General features: G+C 54.2%; 17 protein-coding genes, 1 pseudogene and 1 other annotated feature. Of the genes and pseudogenes, 5 read left to right on the top strand and 13 right to left on the bottom strand.

Annotated features, from left to right (window positions below; translation table 11 throughout):
• From RW65_RS14670 to yjjY, 6 genes and pseudogenes are all read right to left on the bottom strand, one after another.
• Positions 1-371, bottom strand: a pseudogene (locus RW65_RS14670) (threonine synthase); the annotation flags it as partial.
• 3 nt (positions 372-374) lie between these two features.
• Positions 375-1304: a homoserine kinase gene (gene thrB / locus RW65_RS14675; RefSeq protein ID WP_039057522.1), complete on the bottom strand. Its 930-nt coding sequence runs from the start codon at positions 1302-1304 to the stop codon at positions 375-377.
• A gap of 1 nt (position 1305) precedes the next feature.
• Positions 1306-3768, bottom strand: coding sequence for a bifunctional aspartate kinase/homoserine dehydrogenase I (gene thrA / locus RW65_RS14680; RefSeq protein ID WP_039057523.1), 2463 nt, complete (start codon positions 3766-3768; stop codon positions 1306-1308).
• A gap of 24 nt (positions 3769-3792) precedes the next feature.
• Positions 3793-3910, bottom strand: a sequence feature (Thr leader region).
• Complete coding sequence (gene thrL, locus RW65_RS22700; protein ID WP_110093700.1) at positions 3849-3917, bottom strand: thr operon leader peptide; 69 nt, start codon at positions 3915-3917, stop codon at positions 3849-3851. Its footprint overlaps the feature before it by 62 nt.
• Before the next feature lie 210 nt (positions 3918-4127).
• Positions 4128-4814: a tRNA/rRNA methyltransferase gene (locus RW65_RS14685; protein WP_039057524.1), complete on the bottom strand. Its 687-nt coding sequence runs from the start codon at positions 4812-4814 to the stop codon at positions 4128-4130.
• Between the two features lie 399 nt (positions 4815-5213).
• Positions 5214-5354, bottom strand: coding sequence for a YjjY family protein (yjjY, locus tag RW65_RS22705; protein WP_156124008.1), 141 nt, complete (start codon positions 5352-5354; stop codon positions 5214-5216).
• Positions 5355-5448: 94 nt separating this feature from the next.
• Here yjjY and arcA point away from each other — a divergent pair, with 94 nt between their 5' ends.
• On the top strand, positions 5449-6165 hold the full coding sequence (gene arcA / locus RW65_RS14690) for a two-component system response regulator ArcA (RefSeq protein WP_039057525.1): 717 nt from the start codon (positions 5449-5451) through the stop codon (positions 6163-6165).
• Positions 6166-6227: 62 nt separating this feature from the next.
• Here arcA and creA read toward each other — a convergent pair whose 3' ends face one another.
• Positions 6228-6701: a protein CreA gene (gene creA / locus RW65_RS14695; protein ID WP_039057527.1), complete on the bottom strand. Its 474-nt coding sequence runs from the start codon at positions 6699-6701 to the stop codon at positions 6228-6230.
• A gap of 213 nt (positions 6702-6914) precedes the next feature.
• Here creA and robA point away from each other — a divergent pair, with 213 nt between their 5' ends.
• Entirely contained in the window at positions 6915-7790 is an 876-nt protein-coding gene (gene robA, locus RW65_RS14700; RefSeq protein ID WP_039057528.1) for an MDR efflux pump AcrAB transcriptional activator RobA, read from the top strand.
• On the opposite strand, the gene gpmB is transcribed toward robA, so the two are convergent.
• Positions 7787-8434, bottom strand: coding sequence for a 2,3-diphosphoglycerate-dependent phosphoglycerate mutase GpmB (gene gpmB, locus RW65_RS14705; RefSeq protein WP_039057530.1), 648 nt, complete (start codon positions 8432-8434; stop codon positions 7787-7789). The two genes, robA and gpmB, sit on opposite strands and share 4 nt — an antisense overlap.
• Positions 8435-8529: 95 nt before the next feature.
• Here gpmB and yjjX point away from each other — a divergent pair, with 95 nt between their 5' ends.
• Positions 8530-9045 (top strand): inosine/xanthosine triphosphatase, encoded by a 516-nt coding sequence (gene yjjX, locus RW65_RS14710; protein WP_039057531.1) that lies wholly within the window; start codon positions 8530-8532, stop codon positions 9043-9045.
• Here yjjX and trpR read toward each other — a convergent pair.
• Both trpR and sltY read right to left on the bottom strand, forming a co-directional pair.
• On the bottom strand, positions 9036-9365 hold the full coding sequence (trpR, locus tag RW65_RS14715) for a trp operon repressor (RefSeq protein ID WP_039057532.1): 330 nt from the start codon (positions 9363-9365) through the stop codon (positions 9036-9038). The genes yjjX and trpR overlap by 10 nt on opposite strands.
• 73 nt (positions 9366-9438) lie before the next feature.
• Positions 9439-11379 carry a murein transglycosylase gene (gene sltY, locus RW65_RS14720; RefSeq protein ID WP_039057533.1) on the bottom strand — a complete coding sequence of 647 codons (1941 nt, stop codon included), beginning with the start codon at positions 11377-11379 and terminating at the stop codon, positions 9439-9441.
• A gap of 213 nt (positions 11380-11592) precedes the next feature.
• Between sltY and ettA the strand changes: the two genes are divergently transcribed.
• Positions 11593-13260, top strand: a complete 1668-nt coding sequence (gene ettA, locus RW65_RS14725; protein WP_072037767.1) for an energy-dependent translational throttle protein EttA — start codon at positions 11593-11595, stop codon at positions 13258-13260.
• Positions 13261-13347: 87 nt separating this feature from the next.
• Here the strand turns inward: ettA and nadR are convergent, their stop codons facing one another.
• From nadR to serB, 3 genes are read right to left on the bottom strand one after another with little or no spacing between them, the layout of a single operon-like run.
• Positions 13348-14574, bottom strand: coding sequence for a multifunctional transcriptional regulator/nicotinamide-nucleotide adenylyltransferase/ribosylnicotinamide kinase NadR (gene nadR / locus RW65_RS14730; RefSeq protein ID WP_039057535.1), 1227 nt, complete (start codon positions 14572-14574; stop codon positions 13348-13350).
• Between the two features lie 30 nt (positions 14575-14604).
• A complete protein-coding gene (gene radA, locus RW65_RS14735; protein ID WP_039057587.1) occupies positions 14605-15987 on the bottom strand; it encodes a DNA repair protein RadA in 1383 nt (460 codons plus the stop codon).
• Positions 15988-15995: 8 nt separating this feature from the next.
• Positions 15996-16967 (bottom strand): phosphoserine phosphatase, encoded by a 972-nt coding sequence (gene serB / locus RW65_RS14740; RefSeq protein WP_039057536.1) that lies wholly within the window; start codon positions 16965-16967, stop codon positions 15996-15998.
• Between the two features lie 118 nt (positions 16968-17085).
• Here serB and RW65_RS14745 point away from each other — a divergent pair, with 118 nt between their 5' ends.
• Positions 17086-17730 carry a YtjB family periplasmic protein gene (locus tag RW65_RS14745; RefSeq protein WP_039057537.1) on the top strand — a complete coding sequence of 215 codons (645 nt, stop codon included), beginning with the start codon at positions 17086-17088 and terminating at the stop codon, positions 17728-17730.
• The last annotated feature ends 34 nt before the right edge of the window (positions 17731-17764 follow it).

Consider the following 17764-nt stretch of genomic DNA (forward strand, 5'->3'; position numbering starts at 1 on the left):
TCGCCGCTGATTGCACTCAGCATCTGCGCCATAAAACGCCCGCCGAAATCTTTAAACGCCAGCGTTGGCCCGTGGAACAACTCAAGGCAGCCGATATTGCTTTCCACCGGTTTTACCGGTGCCGGAAAGGCAAAAGCGGCACGCACACGGGCTTCAAGTGCCTCCTGTGGAATTTCATCGCCGATATAAGCCGCGAGAATTTTCGCGCTGCGGGTAACGAAATCCTGCGCCAGCATGTCGTCGATTTCCGTCAGGCTGAATTCCGGCAGATCGTGCGGAAAGAACAGCCCCTGATTTTTCCCCAGCCCCTGGGTCACGGCCTGCGCGAAGCTGACCTGTTCGTTATGATCTTTTAAGTTATACAGTTTCATTGGTTATCCCACTACGCGTGCGCCCGCCGTGTCCAGCCGGCAAATATGAACAAAGCCTTCCTGATTTTGCAGATAGTGTTTTTCGAGCCAGTCGGCAACACGCTGGGCGGTTTCCGGCTTGTCACACAACGCAAACAGCGTTGGCCCGGAACCGGAAATCCCACAGGACAGCGCGCCAATATCGGCCACCGCCTTACGTGCATCAGCAAAGCCAGGTAACAGCTTCATGCGGTACGGTTCGGCAATCACGTCTTTCATTAATTTTGCCGCCAGCGCAGGCTGACGGGTATAGCAGGCATGAATAAAGCCTGCTAAATGGCGACCGTGCGCAATGCAATCCTGGCGGCGATACTGCGCCGGTAAAATCGCCCGTGCTTCCGCCGTGGAGACTTTAATGCCCGGGTACGCCAGCACCCACAGCCACTCATCAAAGCCTGGCACCTGCTGGCTGATAATGCCGCTTTCTTCAATCATCAGCTGCATACCGCCGAGGTAGCAAGGGGCAACGTTATCGTAATGCACGCTGCCGGAAATGCGCCCTTCCAGCTCGCCCATCAGTGCCAGCATGCGTGATTCACTCAGCGGTTTATGGCAGAACTCATTCATCGCCACCAGTGCCGCAACCACCGAGCAGGCGCTGGAGCCAAGCCCGGAACCAATCGGCATATTTTTTTCCAGCGTCATCGCCACCGGCACCTGCTTGCCAATCTCCTGGCAGAACAGCTCCCAGCATTGATAAACGATATTTTCCTTCGGCTCGGCGGGTAATTTACTGGCAAAACGGCCGATATTATTCAGGCTGAATTTGTCAGCGGCTTCCACTGAAACATTGTCGCCTAACAATGTGCCGTCCACCGGCGTGACCGCCGCGCCAAGCACATCAAAACCTACGCTCATATTGGCACTGGAGGCCGGAGCATACACCTTCACCATCTTAGACTCCCAACTTCCAGGACAGGGTACGTAACAGATCGGCAAACACGCCCGCCGCCGTCACATCATTACCCGCGCCATAGCCGCGCAGCACCAGCGGTAACGGCTGATAATAGTGGCTGTAGAACGCCAGCGCGTTCTCACCGTTTTTCACTTTATATAACGGATCGTTGCCGTCAACTTCGGCAATTTTTACCCGGCAGACGCCATCTTCTTCAATATTACCGACATAGCGCAGGACTTTTCCCTCATCACGGGCTTTTGCGACGCGTGCGGCAAAGGCATCATCCAGCTGCGGCAGACGTGCCATAAAGCTCTCAACATCCCCGGTAGCGTCAAAGCCCGCCGGCAGCACCGGTTCGATAACGATATCCGCAAGCTCCAGTTCACGTCCTGTTTCGCGTGCCAGAATCAGCAGTTTACGCGCAACATCCTGACCGGAGAGATCGTCCCGGGGATCCGGCTCGGTATAGCCCATTTCACGGGCCTGTCTGGTCGCGGCCGACAGGCTCATCCCCTCCTCCAGCTTGCCGAAGATATAGGACAGCGAGCCTGAAAGAATACCTGAGAATTGCTGCAGTTCATCCCCTGCATTGAGCAAGTTTTGCAGGTTTTCTATCACCGGCAACCCGGCACCGACGTTGGTGTCGTAGAGGAATTTACGCCGCGATTTTTCTGCCGCGCGACGCAGCTGATGGTAATAATCCATCGTCGAGGTGTTGGCTTTTTTATTCGGCGTCACGACGTGAAAACCTTCACGCAGGAAATCGGCGTACTGATCGGCCACCGCCTGGCTGGAGGTACAATCCACAATCACCGGATTCAGCAGATGATACTCTTTTACCAGCCGAATCAAGCGCCCGAGATTAAACGGCTCTTTAGCCTGCGCCAGTTCATCTTGCCAGTTATCGAGATTCAAACCGTGCACGTTGGTCATTAAGGCTTTTGAGTTCGCTACGCCACAAACGCGCAGATCAATATGTTTCTTTTTCAGCCAGGTCTGCTGGCGCTTGAGCTGCTCCAGCAGCGCGCCGCCAACGCCGCCAATGCCTATCAAGAAGACTTCGATCACCTGATCGGTGTTAAACAGCATCTGGTGGGTGACGCGCACGCCGGTGGTGGCATCATCGTTACTCACCACGACCGAGATCGAACGTTCAGAAGAACCCTGCGCAATGGCGACGATATTGATATTCGCCCGCGCCAGCGCGGCAAAGAACTTCGCCGAGATCCCGCGCAGCGTACGCATACCATCGCCGACAACGGAGATAATCGCCAGACGTTCCATCACCGCCAGCGGCTCCAGAAGCCCCTCTTTTAATTCCAGATAGAACTCATCGTTCATGGCGCGCTGGGCACGCTGACAATCGGACTGCGGCACACAGAAACTGATGCTGTATTCAGACGAGGATTGAGTAATCAGCACCACCGATATACCGGAGCGCGACATGGTGGCAAACACGCGGGCTGCCATGCCAACCATCCCCTTCATCCCCGGACCGGAGACGCTGAACATCGCCATATTATTCAGATTCGAAATGCCTTTTACCGGCAGGCCATCTTCATCAGACGTCGCGCCAATCAGCGTACCCGGCGCTTGCGGGTTGCCGGTATTTTTAATCAGACAAGGGATTTGAAACTGAGCGATAGGGGTAATGGTACGCGGATGGAGAACTTTGGCACCGAAGTAGGAGAGCTCCATCGCTTCCTGATAAGACATCGATTTCAAAAGCCTGGCGTCAGGCACCTGGCGCGGATCGCAGGTATAAACGCCGTCGACATCGGTCCAGATTTCACAGCAATCGGCGCGTAAGCAGGCAGCTAAAACCGCCGCAGAATAGTCAGAACCGTTACGCCCAAGCACCACCAGTTCGCCCTTCTCGTTGCCGGCAGTAAAACCGGCCATCAGCACCATATGATCCTGCGGAATGCGGCTGGCGGCGATACGGCGAGTAGATTCTGCGATATCAACGGTGGATTCAAGGTAATGGCCGACGGCAAGCAGTTTTTCTACCGGATCAATGACGCTGACTTTGTGTCCACGCGCTTCCAGCAGGCCCGCCATGATGGCGATAGATAATTTTTCACCACGGCAGATTAACGCGGCGTTGATGCTGTCCGGGCATTGTCCAAGCAGGCTGATACCGTGCAGCACATGTTTGATCTGGGCGAACTCTTGCTCAACAACGGTTTTTAACTGTGCGAGGGGGAAACCCGGCTGTGCGTCGGCAAGGCCTTGCAGTAGTTCGGTAAAAATACGCTCGGCGTCGCTAATGTTCGGGAGTGCATCCTGACCACCAATCGTTTTTTCGATCATCGCCACCAAATGGTTGGTGATTTTCGCCGGGGCAGAGAGCACGGTGGCCACCTGCCCCTGCCTGGCATTACTTTCCAGGATGTCGGCAACGCGCAGAAAACGCTCCGCATTTGCCACTGATGTACCGCCGAACTTCAACACTCGCATGTTTTTACCCCTTAATCTCTGGTCGAAAAAAAAGCCCGCACTGTTCAGGTGCGGGCTTTTTTCTGTGTTTCCTGTACGCGTCAGCCCGCACCGTTACCTGTGGTAATGGTGATGGTTGTAATAGTGGTAATGGTGCTGATGCGTTTCATGGATGTTGTGTGCTCTGTATTATTATCTGTCTGTGCTGTATGCCTATATTGGTTAAAGTATCTGACCACGCAAGTCAATTTATTTTTGTTTTTCGCGCTTTTACTCTTCTTCCCGGCTGCGCTAAAACCCCTTGCTTTTTCCACCGTTCAGGGTCATATAAACCCTGAATAGCAGTCACTTTAACTATAAAAATATAGTATGAAAGCGAATTACTCGGTGAGTTTTTTTTCGATATCGTGCAGCAAACGATGCAACATGGCGGTATCGCGTTGTTCCAGCAGCCCAAGACGCTGATCCAGCCAGTCGGCCATTTTAATGTCGTCAGCGACGCCTAATTTTTCCAGTAATCCACGCGCGCGCAAACGCAATGCGCGCAGTTGATTATCATCAACCGGGGCGGCTGTCTGCGACGCGTGTTGCATTAATGATGCTAATTGATAGCAGAAAACCATCACCGCCTGGCCGAGATTCAGCGAAGGGTAATCCGCCGCCATCGGCACGCCGGTTAAAATATCCGCCAGCGCCAGTTCCTCGTTAGTTAAGCCGGAATCTTCACGGCCAAACACTAACGCCGCGCCGCTCAGCCATGTGCTTTTCTCTTCTAACAGCGGCACCAGTTCAGCGGGGGTGGCGTAATAATGGAATTTCGCCCGGCTGCGCGCTGTGGTGGCGATGGTAAAGGGAATATCCGCCAGCGCCTCGGCGAGGGTGGCATAAGTTTTAATATTATCAAGGATATCTCCGGAGCCGTGCGCAACCCGCCGCGCGCCCTCCTGCAAATGCGCGTCGCTATCGACTATGCGCAAATCGCTAAATCCCATGGTTTTCATCGCGCGAGCAGCGGCGCCAACATTCTCCGCGCGGGCGGGGGAAACAAGTACAACAGCCAAATGCATTTTACTTTCTCATCTCAACAGACACTGCGCAGAAATGTGAACCTTGTCATCATACTACGCGGTGCGAATTTACAATTATGTAACACGCTTCACTGATTTAGCCTTTGGGAACGCTTAAAAAAAGCTAAACTGTTTATCAGTAATATTACCAGGGTATAAGCAATCAACCGGGGCTTATCCCTATGTTTAATCATGGTATTTTAACTGATAATCGGCTCTGCGTATTGGATTCACCGTGTTTATCAATTAATATGCGCAACTAGTTGGTTTATTGAAAAATTGTAATAAACGATAGCATTTGGCTATCAAGATTTCGCCAAACTGTTAACGTGCTACAATTGAACTTGATATATGTCAACGAAGCGTAGTTTTATTGGGTGTCACTTACGTCTTAGCCTGTTATGTTGCTGTTAAAATGGTTAGGATGACAGCCGTTTTTGACACTGTCGGGTTCAGAGGGAAAGTGCCCACGACCAAGCTAATGATGTTGTTGACGTTGATGGAAGGTGCATCAAGAACGCAATTACGTACTTTAGTCATGTTACGCCGTCATGTTAATTTTCCACATGTACCAGGCTGGTCAGGGACTTTTGTACTTCCTGTTTCGATTTAGTTGGCAATTTAGGTAGCAAACATGCAGACCCCGCACATTCTTATTGTTGAAGACGAGTTGGTAACACGCAACACGTTAAAAAGCATTTTCGAAGCAGAAGGCTACGATGTCTTTGAAGCGACTGATGGCGCTGAAATGCATCAGATCCTGTCTGATAATGACATCAATCTGGTGATCATGGATATCAATCTGCCGGGTAAAAACGGTCTTTTGCTGGCGCGTGAATTACGCGAACAGGCGGATGTCGCGCTCATGTTTTTAACCGGTCGTGATAACGAAGTCGATAAGATTCTGGGCCTCGAAATCGGCGCTGATGACTATATCACCAAGCCGTTTAATCCGCGTGAATTGACTATCCGTGCGCGTAACCTGCTGTCACGTACCATGAATCTGGGTACGGTAAGCGAAGAACGCCGTAGCGTTGATAGCTACAAGTTCAACGGCTGGGAACTGGATATCAATAGCCGCTCGCTGATTAGCCCGAACGGCGATCAGTATAAGCTGCCGCGTAGCGAATTTCGCGCGATGCTGCACTTCTGCGAAAACCCAGGCAAAATCCAGTCTCGTGCTGAACTGCTGAAGAAGATGACCGGTCGCGAGCTGAAGCCCCATGACCGTACCGTCGACGTGACTATTCGTCGTATCCGTAAGCATTTCGAATCGACGCCGGACACGCCGGAAATCATCGCCACCATCCACGGCGAAGGTTACCGTTTCTGCGGTGATTTGCAGGAATAACCCCGCATATTGCTAAAAAAGCGGCGCTCAGCGCCGCTTTTTTTATGCCTGCCCAACCCGGTTTATTTACTCCAGGGAATAATGGGCACCGCGCTTAAGGCGTTTTTGGGCGATCCTTCGACCACTTTATCGGAATAAGCTAAGTAGGCGAGAGTATTACGTTTCGCATCATAGAAGCGCACCACCTGCAATTTCTTAAACACTAACGAGGTCCGTTTCTGAAAAACGACATCGCCCTGCGCTTTACCGTTTTTAATCTTGTCGCTTAGCTCAACCGGTCCTACCTGCTGACAAGAGATGGCAGCGTCGGAGGTATCCTCTGCCAGGCCTAACCCACCTTTGATACCGCCGGTTTTCGCCCGGCTGATATAACAGGTCACGTTTTTTACGTCTGGATCATCAAAAGCTTCCACCACAATTTTGTGATCCGGGCCAAACATTTTGAACACTGTATCGACTGAACCTATTTCTTCTGCCTGCGCCGAGCCGTAAGCCGCCAGCATGAGCATCGGAAGGATTAACTTTGTATATTTCATATTGTTACCATTTTTGAATATTACGTTTAGTAACTATTCACCTTTCTAATGAGAAAATGTTTGCAGATCACTTATTTACAAATTTTATTATGAAAATCAGGCACAATGCTGATTTGCGCACAAAAAAACTACCGAATGCCAAACACCACAAAACCCGTTATTATCCGTTGCCTGGTATCGGCGTTAATGTAGTTTTAAGGAAGAGGACATTATATGGATCAGGCTGGGATCATTCGCGACCTACTTTCCTGGCTGGAAGGCCATCTGGATCAACCGCTCTCTTTGGACAATGTGGCGGCAAAAGCGGGTTATTCCAAGTGGCATCTGCAAAGGATGTTCAAAGACGTCACTGGCCACGCTATCGGTGCTTATATTCGCGCCCGCCGTCTATCGAAATCCGCCGTTGCGCTGCGCCTTACCGCCCGGCCGATTCTGGATATTGCGCTGCAATACCGCTTCGATTCGCAGCAAACCTTCACCCGCGCGTTCAAAAAACAGTTTACGGTGACCCCGGCGCTCTATCGTCGCTCGCCTGACTGGAGCGCCTTTGGCATTCGTCCGCCGTTGCGCCTGGGCGAATTTAAAATGCCAAAATATGAGTTTGTCACGCTGCCGCCCCTGCGCCTTGTCGGCACGACCCAAAGCTACACCTGCTCGCTGGAGGAGATCTCGGATTTCCGTAACCAGATGCGTATTCAGTTCTGGCGCGAGTTTTTAAGTAATTCGCCGAAGATCCCGCCGGAAATCTACGGCCTGAATGAACCGCGCCCAAGCCTCGAAAAAGATGACGAGCAGGAAGTCTTTTACACCACCGCGCTGACACCGGAGATGGCGAACGGCTATGTGAGTAACGCGCAGCCGGTGCTGCTGGAAGGCGGCGACTACGTCGCTTTCTTCTACGAAGGCTCACCGCATGGCTTTCAGGATTTCATCCTGACCGTTTACGGAACCTGCATGCCCATGTTGAACCTTACGCGTCGTAAAGGCCAGGATATCGAGCATTTTTACCCGCAGCATGAAAACGTGCGCGACGACAATGAGCCGCCCACCCATATCCGCTGCGAGTATCTGGTTCCCCTGCGCCGTTAACGCTGCAGTTCATCCAACGCCGGCGCGTCCAGATGCGAGACGTCGCCTGCGGTTTCCACCACCCATCCCGACGCCAGCCACGGGCTATGCTGGTAATCGATGCGGGAGATTGAACAGTTGCGTAAACGCAGGCGACGCTCTGCATAGGCCGGAAGCCCGAGGATGGTACTGACCAGGCAGCCCAGCGCCATCCCGTGGCTCACCAGCAGCGGACGGCTTCCCTCGGGGAGTTCAAGGCAGGTTGCCAGCGCCGCATGCATTCGGTCGCTTAGCTCCTGCATAGATTCCCCATCCGGAATGCGGCCATCGGCCGTGCCATTCACCAACTGGCGACGCCAGCTCTCTTCTTCTTCGGTCAGGGAATCGATATGTCGGCGCTCAAGCACGCCCATATCCAGCTCGCGCAGGCGCGGCTCAAAAGTAATGTCGCAACCACAGACGTCGGCGATGATCTCAGCCGTCCGGCGGGTACGTCCCAGGTCGCTGGCAATAACATGGGTAATGCCCAGCGCTTTGGCGCGCTCAGCCACCTGCCACGCCTGTTTCTCACCTTTTTCGGTTAACGGACTGTCTGACTGGCCTTGAATACGACGCTCGGCGTTCCACTGCGTTTCACCGTGGCGAACAAGGTATACCTGTAACATGCTTTTTTATCCATTATACTGCGATGAATTTATTATCTGAGGAAGGTCACTGTTCGGGGCCTGGTACGCATCGCCCAAACATACCGCTATTGATTATGCATCATGTTGTCTGTGCTACCACCAATCCCGCTAAAATTCGGGCAATTCTGCACGCTTTTAGCGCCATCTTTGGCGAAGGATCCTGCCATATTGACGCCGTTTCCGTCGAGAGCGGCGTACCGGAACAGCCTCTTGGCAGTGAAGAAACGCGTGCTGGCGCACGAAATCGTGTGCTCAATGCCCGTCAAGCGCATCCTGAAGCAGACTTTTGGGTGGCGATAGAAGCCGGTATCGACGAAGGCAGTACCTTTAGCTGGGTAGTCATTGAAAATCACCAGCGTAAAGGGGAAGCCCGCTCGGCGACGCTGCCGCTACCGGAGGTTATTTTGCAGCGTGTACGCGCCGGTGAAGCGCTCGGACCGGTGATGTCGCACTACAGTGGAATTGATGAGATCGGCCGCAAAGAGGGTGCAATTGGCATCTTTACCGCCGGAAAACTGACCCGTGAAAGCGTTTATCACCAGGCGGTGATTCTGGCCCTCAGCCCGTTTCACAACGCCATTTATGGCTGATTGTTCAGCAGCGTCTCTTCCAGCCACAAACGCAGATCGGCCGGTGCGGCTTTAAGGCTGTTTGAGCCACGCGTAATGGTGGCAATGCCAGCGCCAAGCTCGCTTTTTAACTCGCGCTGGCTCATCTCGCCGCGCAGCAGCTCTTCGATAATGCGCACTCTGGTGCCCAGCGACTCGCGCTCATCCGGCGTCAGCATCAGGTTAAGCAGCGGAATGTGCAGATCCTTTTCAAAAGATTGCCGGACCAGTTCAACGAAGCGTTGCCACTCCTGGTCGCGCTGTTCGGCCATCGCTGCCGAATAGGGAGATTGCTGGTTCATAGTTAGCCGCCATGTTCAGGGTTAAAGATGCGTACTCTTTAGCGAGTACGCATCATAGCATAAACCGCGGAAATCAATAACGGCGCTGCCATTCAGCATCGCTTAATACCACCGGCTTATCACCGTTGAGGAAATAACGGTAGTAAGCATCGTACGCCAGCACATTTTTCACGTAACTGCGCGTTTCCGAGAACGGGATGCTCTCGATAAACGCCACCGCATCGAGTTTGCCACCGCTGTTATTGAGCCAGTTGCGCACCCGTCCCGGCCCGGCATTGTAGGCCGCCGAGGAGAAAATACGGTTGTTGCCGAACTGCTGATAAACATACTGTAGATAGCTGGTACCGATGTTGATATTAGTTTCCGGATCAAACAGTTGCCCGGAATTACTGTAGCCCGGAATAGCAAACATTTTCACCGTATGGGTTGCCGTAGCGGGCATTATTTGCATTAAACCGGCTGCGCCAACGGGAGAGCGCGCCGTCGGGTTCCAGGCGCTTTCCTGGCGCGAAATCGCCATCGCATAGCTTTGCGAAATCCCCTTACCACGGGTATAGCGGGAGTAAAGATCGCTATAGGCCAGCGGGAAACGCTCCTGCAGCTGATCCCACAGCTTGCCGGCAATCGTCGCCTGTACGCTCAGATCCCACCAGTGGTTATCAAAAGCATAGCGCGCCAGCTGCGCCTGCTCTTGCTGCGTGCGGCTGGTCACCAGATTGGCCCATTCGCTGCGGGCAGTATTGTCCATCCCCCAGTACATCAGTTCGCGCACGCGCGCCATTTCAGGCCCCTGTGTCAGTAAAGGGGAAACATTGCCCGACGCTTTATCAATCTGTAACGGGTAATCCTCACCGAGGCGCTGAGCGGCAACCATCGGATAAAAACCACGCTGGCGCATCAGCGCCCGCAGGATCGTTTTACCCTCATCTTCACGCCCGCGCTCGAGCAACAAATCAGCCTGCCAGTAGCGCCACTCATCTTTCTCTTTCGCTTCCATCGGCAAGCGGGAAAGCCAGGTATTGAGCCCGTGACGATCGCCAGAACCAATGGCCATGCGCACCCGGCGCTCCAGCAAAGAGAGGGATTGCGAACGCATGATCGCATCGTCGCGCCAGCGCGCCTGATCGCTGGTGACGTCATTGCCCATCAAGCGCCAGGCGACAATATCGCGCAGCGTCTGGGTTTGCTCTTCATTCAACTGCTGCGCCTGCGCCAGCGACGGGATCATCAGACGCGCGTTTTCCACATCCTGACGCGCCACGCTTTCAAAGGCTTCCGCCGCCATCTGGCGGGTGAAATCCGTCGCGCCCGTGGTGGTGGCAAAGGTCATCACGCTCGCAGGATTATTGGCAAGGGAGATAATGGCTGCCGAAATGGTCTGGTAATCAGACGGCATCTGTCCGGCCAACAGCGTGACCAGTTTGGTATTGCCCGCTTTCATCGCGAGGCGAATACGCTCCAGAAACGCCAGCGGATCCTGCTTGCCGGACGCGCGCCAGGCACCAAACAGCTGATCGCAAGCGTTCGGCTGATTCTTACCCGTTAGCCACAGCTCTTTCGCTCCTTCCCAGGCTTCATCGGCCTGACCGGTATTAAATTTTGCAAAGTAGTAGTTACATTGCGCTTCGGTGGCGGCGGGTTTATCCGGGCTAAACGCCAGCAAACCGCGCCAGTCTTGTCGACGGGCCAGCTCATTCACGAAGCGGGATTTAAGGGTGCGCGCCGCCGGTAGCGTCGGGTTAGCCTGCACAAAATTCGTCACCGTCAGGGCAGGCTGATTCATCAAATCGTCGGTTATCTGCCGGTATTCCAGGTAAGGATAAAGCGGATAGGTTTGTAACGTGGGCAGCAACTGCTGCACCACATCCATTTGGTTATTGTCCCACGCGCTTTTGATTTGCGCGTAGCGATTGCGTTGTTCGTCCAGTGAATCCGCTCGCGCCACATTGCTGAGGGACAGCAAACACACGCAGGCCGCCGCGAATCGCCAGGCGGCATGTTTAGCTCTCTGCACAGCTCTTTCCTCTTATCGGTCACATTTTGCAGCGTCATGCCGCGTAATGGGTTAATGCTAACCGGGCATCCCCTAATGCGCCACGTTGCGCACACTTTTTTACCTTTCTGCCGAGATTTAATTCACCGGGCGCGGCTGGCTGGGATTAAGCAGCGAAAACGGCTAAACTCGGCTGTTGAATACTACTCTCATTACAAAGAGGCGAAGTCCAACGTGGCTCAATTCGTATATACCATGCATCGTGTCGGCAAAGTTGTCCCGCCGAAACGCCATATTTTGAAAAATATCTCGCTAAGCTTCTTCCCGGGCGCAAAAATCGGCGTGCTGGGCCTTAACGGTGCCGGTAAGTCTACCTTGCTGCGCATTATGGCCGGCATCGATACAGATATCGAAGGTGAAGCCCGTCCGCAGCCCGGCATCAAAATAGGTTACCTGCCGCAGGAACCGCAGCTTAATCCGGAGCAAACCGTTCGCGAATCCGTTGAAGAAGCGGTCGCCGAAGTGGTGGGTGCCCTGAAACGTCTGGATGAAGTGTACGCCCTGTATGCCGATCCTGATGCAGATTTTGACAAGCTGGCGGCGGAACAAGGCAAGCTGGAAGAGATTATCCAGGCTCATGACGGTCATAACCTGAATGTGCAGCTGGAACGCGCCGCCGATGCGCTGCGTCTGCCGGACTGGGATGCGAAGATCGCTAATCTTTCCGGGGGTGAACGCCGCCGCGTCGCGCTGTGCCGTCTGCTGCTGGAAAAACCGGACATGCTGCTGCTCGACGAACCGACGAACCACCTGGACGCCGAGTCCGTGGCCTGGCTGGAACGCTTCCTGCACGACTTCGAAGGCACCGTGGTGGCGATTACCCACGACCGTTACTTCCTCGATAACGTCGCCGGTTGGATCCTTGAGCTTGACCGTGGTGAAGGTATTCCGTGGGAAGGCAACTACTCCTCGTGGCTGGAGCAGAAAGATCAGCGTCTGGCGCAGGAAGCCTCTCAGGAAGCGGCTCGCCGTAAATCCATTGAGAAAGAGCTGGAGTGGGTTCGCCAGGGCGCTAAAGGCCGTCAGTCAAAAGGTAAAGCCCGTCTGGCGCGCTTTGAAGAGCTTAACAGCACCGAATACCAGAAACGTAATGAAACCAACGAACTGTTTATTCCGCCAGGACCTCGCCTGGGCGATAAAGTGGTTGAAGTCAGCAATCTCAGCAAAGCTTACGGCGATCGCCAGCTGATTGATGGTCTCTCCTTCTCGGTGCCGAAAGGCGCGATTGTCGGCATTATCGGTCCGAACGGCGCGGGTAAATCCACCCTGTTCCGCATGATGTCTGGTCAGGAGCAGCCCGATGGCGGCACCATTACGCTGGGTGAAACGGTAAAACTGGCTTCCGTCGATCAGTTCCGTGACGCAATGGATAACAGCAAAACCGTGTGGGAAGAAGTTTCCGGCGGGCTGGATATTATGCGTATCGGCAACACCGAAATGCCAAGCCGCGCCTACGTTGGCCGCTTTAACTTTAAAGGCACCGATCAGGGTAAACGCGTCGGCGAACTCTCCGGCGGTGAACGCGGTCGTCTGCACCTGGCGAAGCTGCTGCAGGTTGGCGGCAACATGCTGCTGCTCGATGAACCGACCAACGACCTGGATATCGAAACCCTGCGCGCGCTGGAAAACGCCCTGCTGGAGTTCCCGGGCTGCGCGATGGTTATCTCGCACGACCGCTGGTTCCTCGACCGTATCGCCACGCACATTCTGGATTATCAGGATGAAGGTAAAGTGGAGTTCTTCGAAGGTAACTTTACGGAATACGAAGAGTATAAGAAACGTACGCTGGGCGCCGATGCGCTGGAGCCGAAACGGATTAAGTACAAACGTATTACTAAATAAGCGCTACCAAAGCGAATGGGGAAACCCATTCGCTTTACCGGCAAAGCTGCCTGTTATGGGGTGATGACGAAGATAAATGGCTGCGGCCTACGGCCCCATCAGCTGTTTCACCAGCTCAACGCACTGTAAAAACCGCGCATCATAATCCGCCTCTTCCACACGCACATACTCAATCTTGTTCTCATCCAGCATCGAGACTAATAAGTCCTGAAACTCTTTGCGATCGACGGAGCTGCCAAGGCTTCGCAGGCCATCGTTCACCCACGGCGTGTTATTTTCCAGCAGAATCACCAGGTCAAAACGATATTCGTCAATCAGCGCCTGCACAAAGGGGTGTTCACGCCCTTCATATTTTTTGCAAAACGCCTGGGTTGTCACAAAATCGGTGTCGATAAAGGCCACTTTATTGGCGTACTTCACGGCGAAATCAATATATTGCGCATGACCAAGGGCAATTTTGTCATAGTCGGAATATTGCAGGGCCATTTCGTCGCCGCCGAGATGGGAAAAGACATAATCACGGCCAAATTCCCATGCGCTGGTGGTATTAAAAATATTGGCGAGCTTATTTACCAGCGTTGATTTACCGCTGGATTCCCCGCCGAGGATCGCTACCGTGCGCACAAAAAAGGGCTTCACTTCCGTTGGAATATAATCCCAGTAGCGAAAGGGGTTTTCACGGATTTGCGTACCGCTGATATTCATAAAGGTACGCTTAGGATCCACCAGCACCGCGTCAATGCCAAGATGTTGCCGGTACTGCGGCGCATCGCTCTCTTCAGAGGTGTAAATCCAGTCCGGAGTGATGCCTTTTTCCGTCATAAAGGCTTTGATGCCTTTACTCCACACATCCCAGCCGTGGGGATAGGGTTCCATGCCCTCTTCATTAAAGGCATGAATACGGATATTTTTCTGATACTTAAAGGTTTGCAGCAGCCAGCGCAGCCGATCGCTGACCGTTGGCTGCTGCGACATCGCGCTATCTTCAAACAGTGCGCGGTCGCGCGTCTCGTCATAGCCGAGAATGATATGCAGCTCGTCAACCTGGCTACAGGCGCGCTGAATCAGATAAATATGGCCGGTGTGCAGTGGATAAAACTTACCGAACACCACGCCAATACTCTTCTGCCGACGGGGAAACTCAAGATCGAGAAAGCGATGCAGCGCCTCCAGCTTTTGCGCGCTGGGGCTTTTAATTTTGGCATTCAGCAGCTGGCTCAAATAGCCTTTAGTCATCCCGCTGGCATCCGCCACCTGCTGTAAGGTACAGCCTTTCTGGCGAATGGCGGTTTTTAAGTAGTCGAACGACGACATTGTTGCCTCCTGCAAAAAATCATTTGCCAATTATAAGTCGTCAAAGACGTTTAGCGCATCTGCGAGCTTCTTCACGCCAAAAATCTGCATTCCTTCCGGCACTTTTTTCGGCACGTTCGCCGCCGGGACAATGGCGCGACGAAAGCCATGCTTCGCCGCTTCCGAAATGCGCTCCTGGCCGCTCGGTACCGGGCGAATCTCACCGGCCAGCCCCACTTCGCCAAAGACCACTAAATCCTGCGGCAGCGGCCTGTCGCGCAGGCTGGAGACCATCGCCATCATCAGCGCCAAATCGGCGCTGGTTTCGGTCACTTTTACCCCGCCGACGACGTTGACGAACACATCCTGATCCGCCATCTGCAAGCCGCCGTGGCGATGCAGCACCGCCAGTAAAATCGCCAGACGGTTCTGCTCAAGCCCCACCGCCACGCGGCGCGGGTTAGACATCATTGAGTGATCCACCAGCGCCTGAATTTCGACTAACAGCGGGCGCGTCCCTTCCCACACCACCATCACCGAACTGCCGGAGGTGACTTCATCGCCGCGGCTAAGGAAAATGGCCGAGGGGTTGCTCACTTCCCGCAGCCCCTGCTCGGTCATCGCGAACACGCCAAGCTCGTTCACCGCGCCGAAACGGTTTTTATGGCTGCGCAGGGTGCGGAAACGGGAATCCGCATCGCCGTCAAGCAGTACCGAACAGTCAATACAGTGTTCAAGCACTTTCGGCCCCGCCAGCGAACCGTCTTTCGTTACGTGGCCGACCATCACAATCGCTACGCCGCGGGTTTTGGCAAACCGCGTCAAATAGGCCGCCGTTTCGCGCACCTGCGCTACGCTGCCGGGCGACGACTGAATATCGGCCATATGCATGACCTGAATCGAGTCGATCACCATCAGCCTCGGCTGCTCCTCATCGGCAATCATGCAGATTTGCTCGATGCTGGTTTCCGACAGCATATTGAGATTCGCCGTCGGCAGCCCCAGCCGATGGGCGCGCATAGCCACCTGCTGTAATGACTCTTCGCCGGTAACGTAGAGCGTTTTCATCTGCTCGGCGAGCTTACACAGGGTTTGCAGCAGCAGCGTGGATTTCCCGGCACCGGGGTTACCGCCTATCAGAATGGCGCTGCCGGGAACGACACCGCCGCCGAGAACGCGGTCAAACTCTTTAAAACCGGTGGAAAAACGGGGCAGCTCTTCGAGGCTGATATCCGCAAGCTTCTGCACTTTCGACACGCCTGCGCTGCCCGCGTAACCCGCAAGGCGCTCGTTACGCGCCACGGTCGGCGAAGCGGCAACGCGCACTTCAGTAATGGTATTCCATGCGTGACAGGCGCTGCACTGCCCCTGCCAGCGCGGATAATCCGCGCCGCATTCATTACAGACAAACGCACGTTTGGGAGCTTTCGCCACAATCACCTCTACTTCTTATTAATGCTGCCAGAAAGAATACAAAATACGCCCATTAAATCGGCATGGCGAATGGTGACTTCCGCCTTCTCGTTCACTTTCGGTTTTGCATGAAACGCGATGCCCAGCCCGGCGGCTTTGATCATCGGTAAATCGTTCGCACCATCGCCAATCGCTACGGTTTGCGCGATGGGGATCTCATATTTTTCAGCCAGTTGCTTAAGGGTACTGGCTTTGAACTGCGCATCGACGATATCGCCCAGCACCTTGCCGGTGAATTTACCATCCATGATCTCCAGCTCGTTGGCGACCGCCGCCGTCAGATGCAGTTTTTCACGCAGATAATCGGCAAAAAAGGTAAAGCCGCCGGAGGCAATCGCCACTTTCCAGCCGAGGGTTTCCAGCTTCAATACCAGCTGCACCAGCCCTGGCATTAACGGCAGCTTCTCCCGTACCTGCAGCAGGATATTGGCATCGGCCCCTTCCAGCGTCGCCACGCGGCTGCGCAGGCTGGCGGTAAAATCGAGTTCGCCGCGCATCGCGCGCTCGGTCACTTCCGCAACCATGTCGCCGGTGCCGGCAAGTTTGGCTATCTCATCAATACACTCAATCTGAATGGCGGTGGAGTCCATATCCATCACCAGCAGCCCCGGCGAGCGCAGATGCGGGATTTTCCCCAGCGGCGCGACATCCATGCCTTCATCATGGGCCAGACGCGTCGCGCGCGGCGTCAACGAACCCGCAAGACGAATCACCTGGTACTCATCCACGCTCCACGCCGAGACAATCACCATCGCCGCGCCGAGTTTGCGCTGATAGGTGGTCAAACGCTGTTTATCGAGATTGCGTGCATACAGCAACCAGCCGCTGCGGCCGGCGTGATAGTCCAGAGGCATCACCTCATCACCACTTAAAGAGAGCGGCAATCCTGGCCACTGAGAAACATCATCGGGCAGATCGCACCAGGTCAGACTATTAGGCATTACAGCTCCTGTAAAAACGTTGGCGCCTGAAAACATCGGAGGGGAAAATAACGCATGAGGCTACCTTGTATCCAGCGCTTCTGGCAACATTAAGCTTCAAATTTTCAACAGGTGGAATATGGCTCGCGCAAAACTTAAATTTCGGCTGCATCGCGCTGTAATCGTGCTTATCTGTCTGGCCTTATTGGTCGCGCTGATGCAGGGCGCATCCTGGTTCAGCCAAAACCATCAGCGCCAGCGCAATCCGCAGTTTGAAGAACTGGCAAGAACGCTGGCGCGGCAGGTCACGCTCAATCTGACACCGCTGATGCGCACAGAAACCCCGGATGAGAAACGCATCACGGTGGTTCTCCAGCAGCTGACGGAAGAGAGCCGCATTCTCGATGCCGGGGTCTACGACGCGCAGGGCAACTTAATTGCGCGATCCGGGGAAAGCATAGATGTGCGCGACCGACTGGCGCTGGATGGCAAAAAAGCGGGCGGTTATTTCAACCAGCAAGTCGTTGAGCCTATCCAGGGTAAAAGCGGTCCGCTGGGCTATCTGCGCATGACGCTGGATACCCATACGCTGGCGACGGAAGCCAAACAGGTGGATAACACCACCAATATTTTGCGCCTGATGCTGCTGCTGTCGCTGGCGATTGGCGTAGTCCTAACGCGCACCCTGCTGCAAGGCAAGCGTACGCGCTGGCAGCAGTCGCCGTTTTTGCTGACGGCCAATAAATCCGTACCGGAAGAAGAAGAGCACGAAAAGAGAGAGTAACGCTTGCCGCTCCCGGTACGATATCTTCAGGTTT

Source organism: Enterobacter sp. Bisph1, assembly GCF_000814905.1.
In the GTDB taxonomy this organism is placed as follows: domain Bacteria; phylum Pseudomonadota; class Gammaproteobacteria; order Enterobacterales; family Enterobacteriaceae; genus Kosakonia.

Bases quoted from the DNA above. Each gene is read 5' to 3' on its own strand.
- thrB (WP_039057522.1), bottom strand. From the start codon at position 1,304: ATGGTGAAGGTGTATGCTCCGGCCTCCAGTGCCAATATGAGCGTAGGT.
- thrA (WP_039057523.1), bottom strand. From the start codon at position 3,768: ATGCGAGTGTTGAAGTTCGGCGGTACATCAGTGGCAAATGCGGAGCGT.
- RW65_RS14685 (WP_039057524.1), bottom strand. From the start codon at position 4,814: ATGCATTTGGCTGTTGTACTTGTTTCCCCCGCCCGCGCGGAGAATGTT.
- yjjY (WP_156124008.1), bottom strand. From the start codon at position 5,354: ATGACTAAAGTACGTAATTGCGTTCTTGATGCACCTTCCATCAACGTC.
- arcA (WP_039057525.1), top strand. From the start codon at position 5,449: ATGCAGACCCCGCACATTCTTATTGTTGAAGACGAGTTGGTAACACGC.
- creA (WP_039057527.1), bottom strand. From the start codon at position 6,701: ATGAAATATACAAAGTTAATCCTTCCGATGCTCATGCTGGCGGCTTAC.
- robA (WP_039057528.1), top strand. From the start codon at position 6,915: ATGGATCAGGCTGGGATCATTCGCGACCTACTTTCCTGGCTGGAAGGC.
- gpmB (WP_039057530.1), bottom strand. From the start codon at position 8,434: ATGTTACAGGTATACCTTGTTCGCCACGGTGAAACGCAGTGGAACGCC.
- yjjX (WP_039057531.1), top strand. From the start codon at position 8,530: ATGCATCATGTTGTCTGTGCTACCACCAATCCCGCTAAAATTCGGGCA.
- trpR (WP_039057532.1), bottom strand. From the start codon at position 9,365: ATGAACCAGCAATCTCCCTATTCGGCAGCGATGGCCGAACAGCGCGAC.
- nadR (WP_039057535.1), bottom strand. From the start codon at position 14,574: ATGTCGTCGTTCGACTACTTAAAAACCGCCATTCGCCAGAAAGGCTGT.
- serB (WP_039057536.1), bottom strand. From the start codon at position 16,967: ATGCCTAATAGTCTGACCTGGTGCGATCTGCCCGATGATGTTTCTCAG.
- RW65_RS14745 (WP_039057537.1), top strand. From the start codon at position 17,086: ATGGCTCGCGCAAAACTTAAATTTCGGCTGCATCGCGCTGTAATCGTG.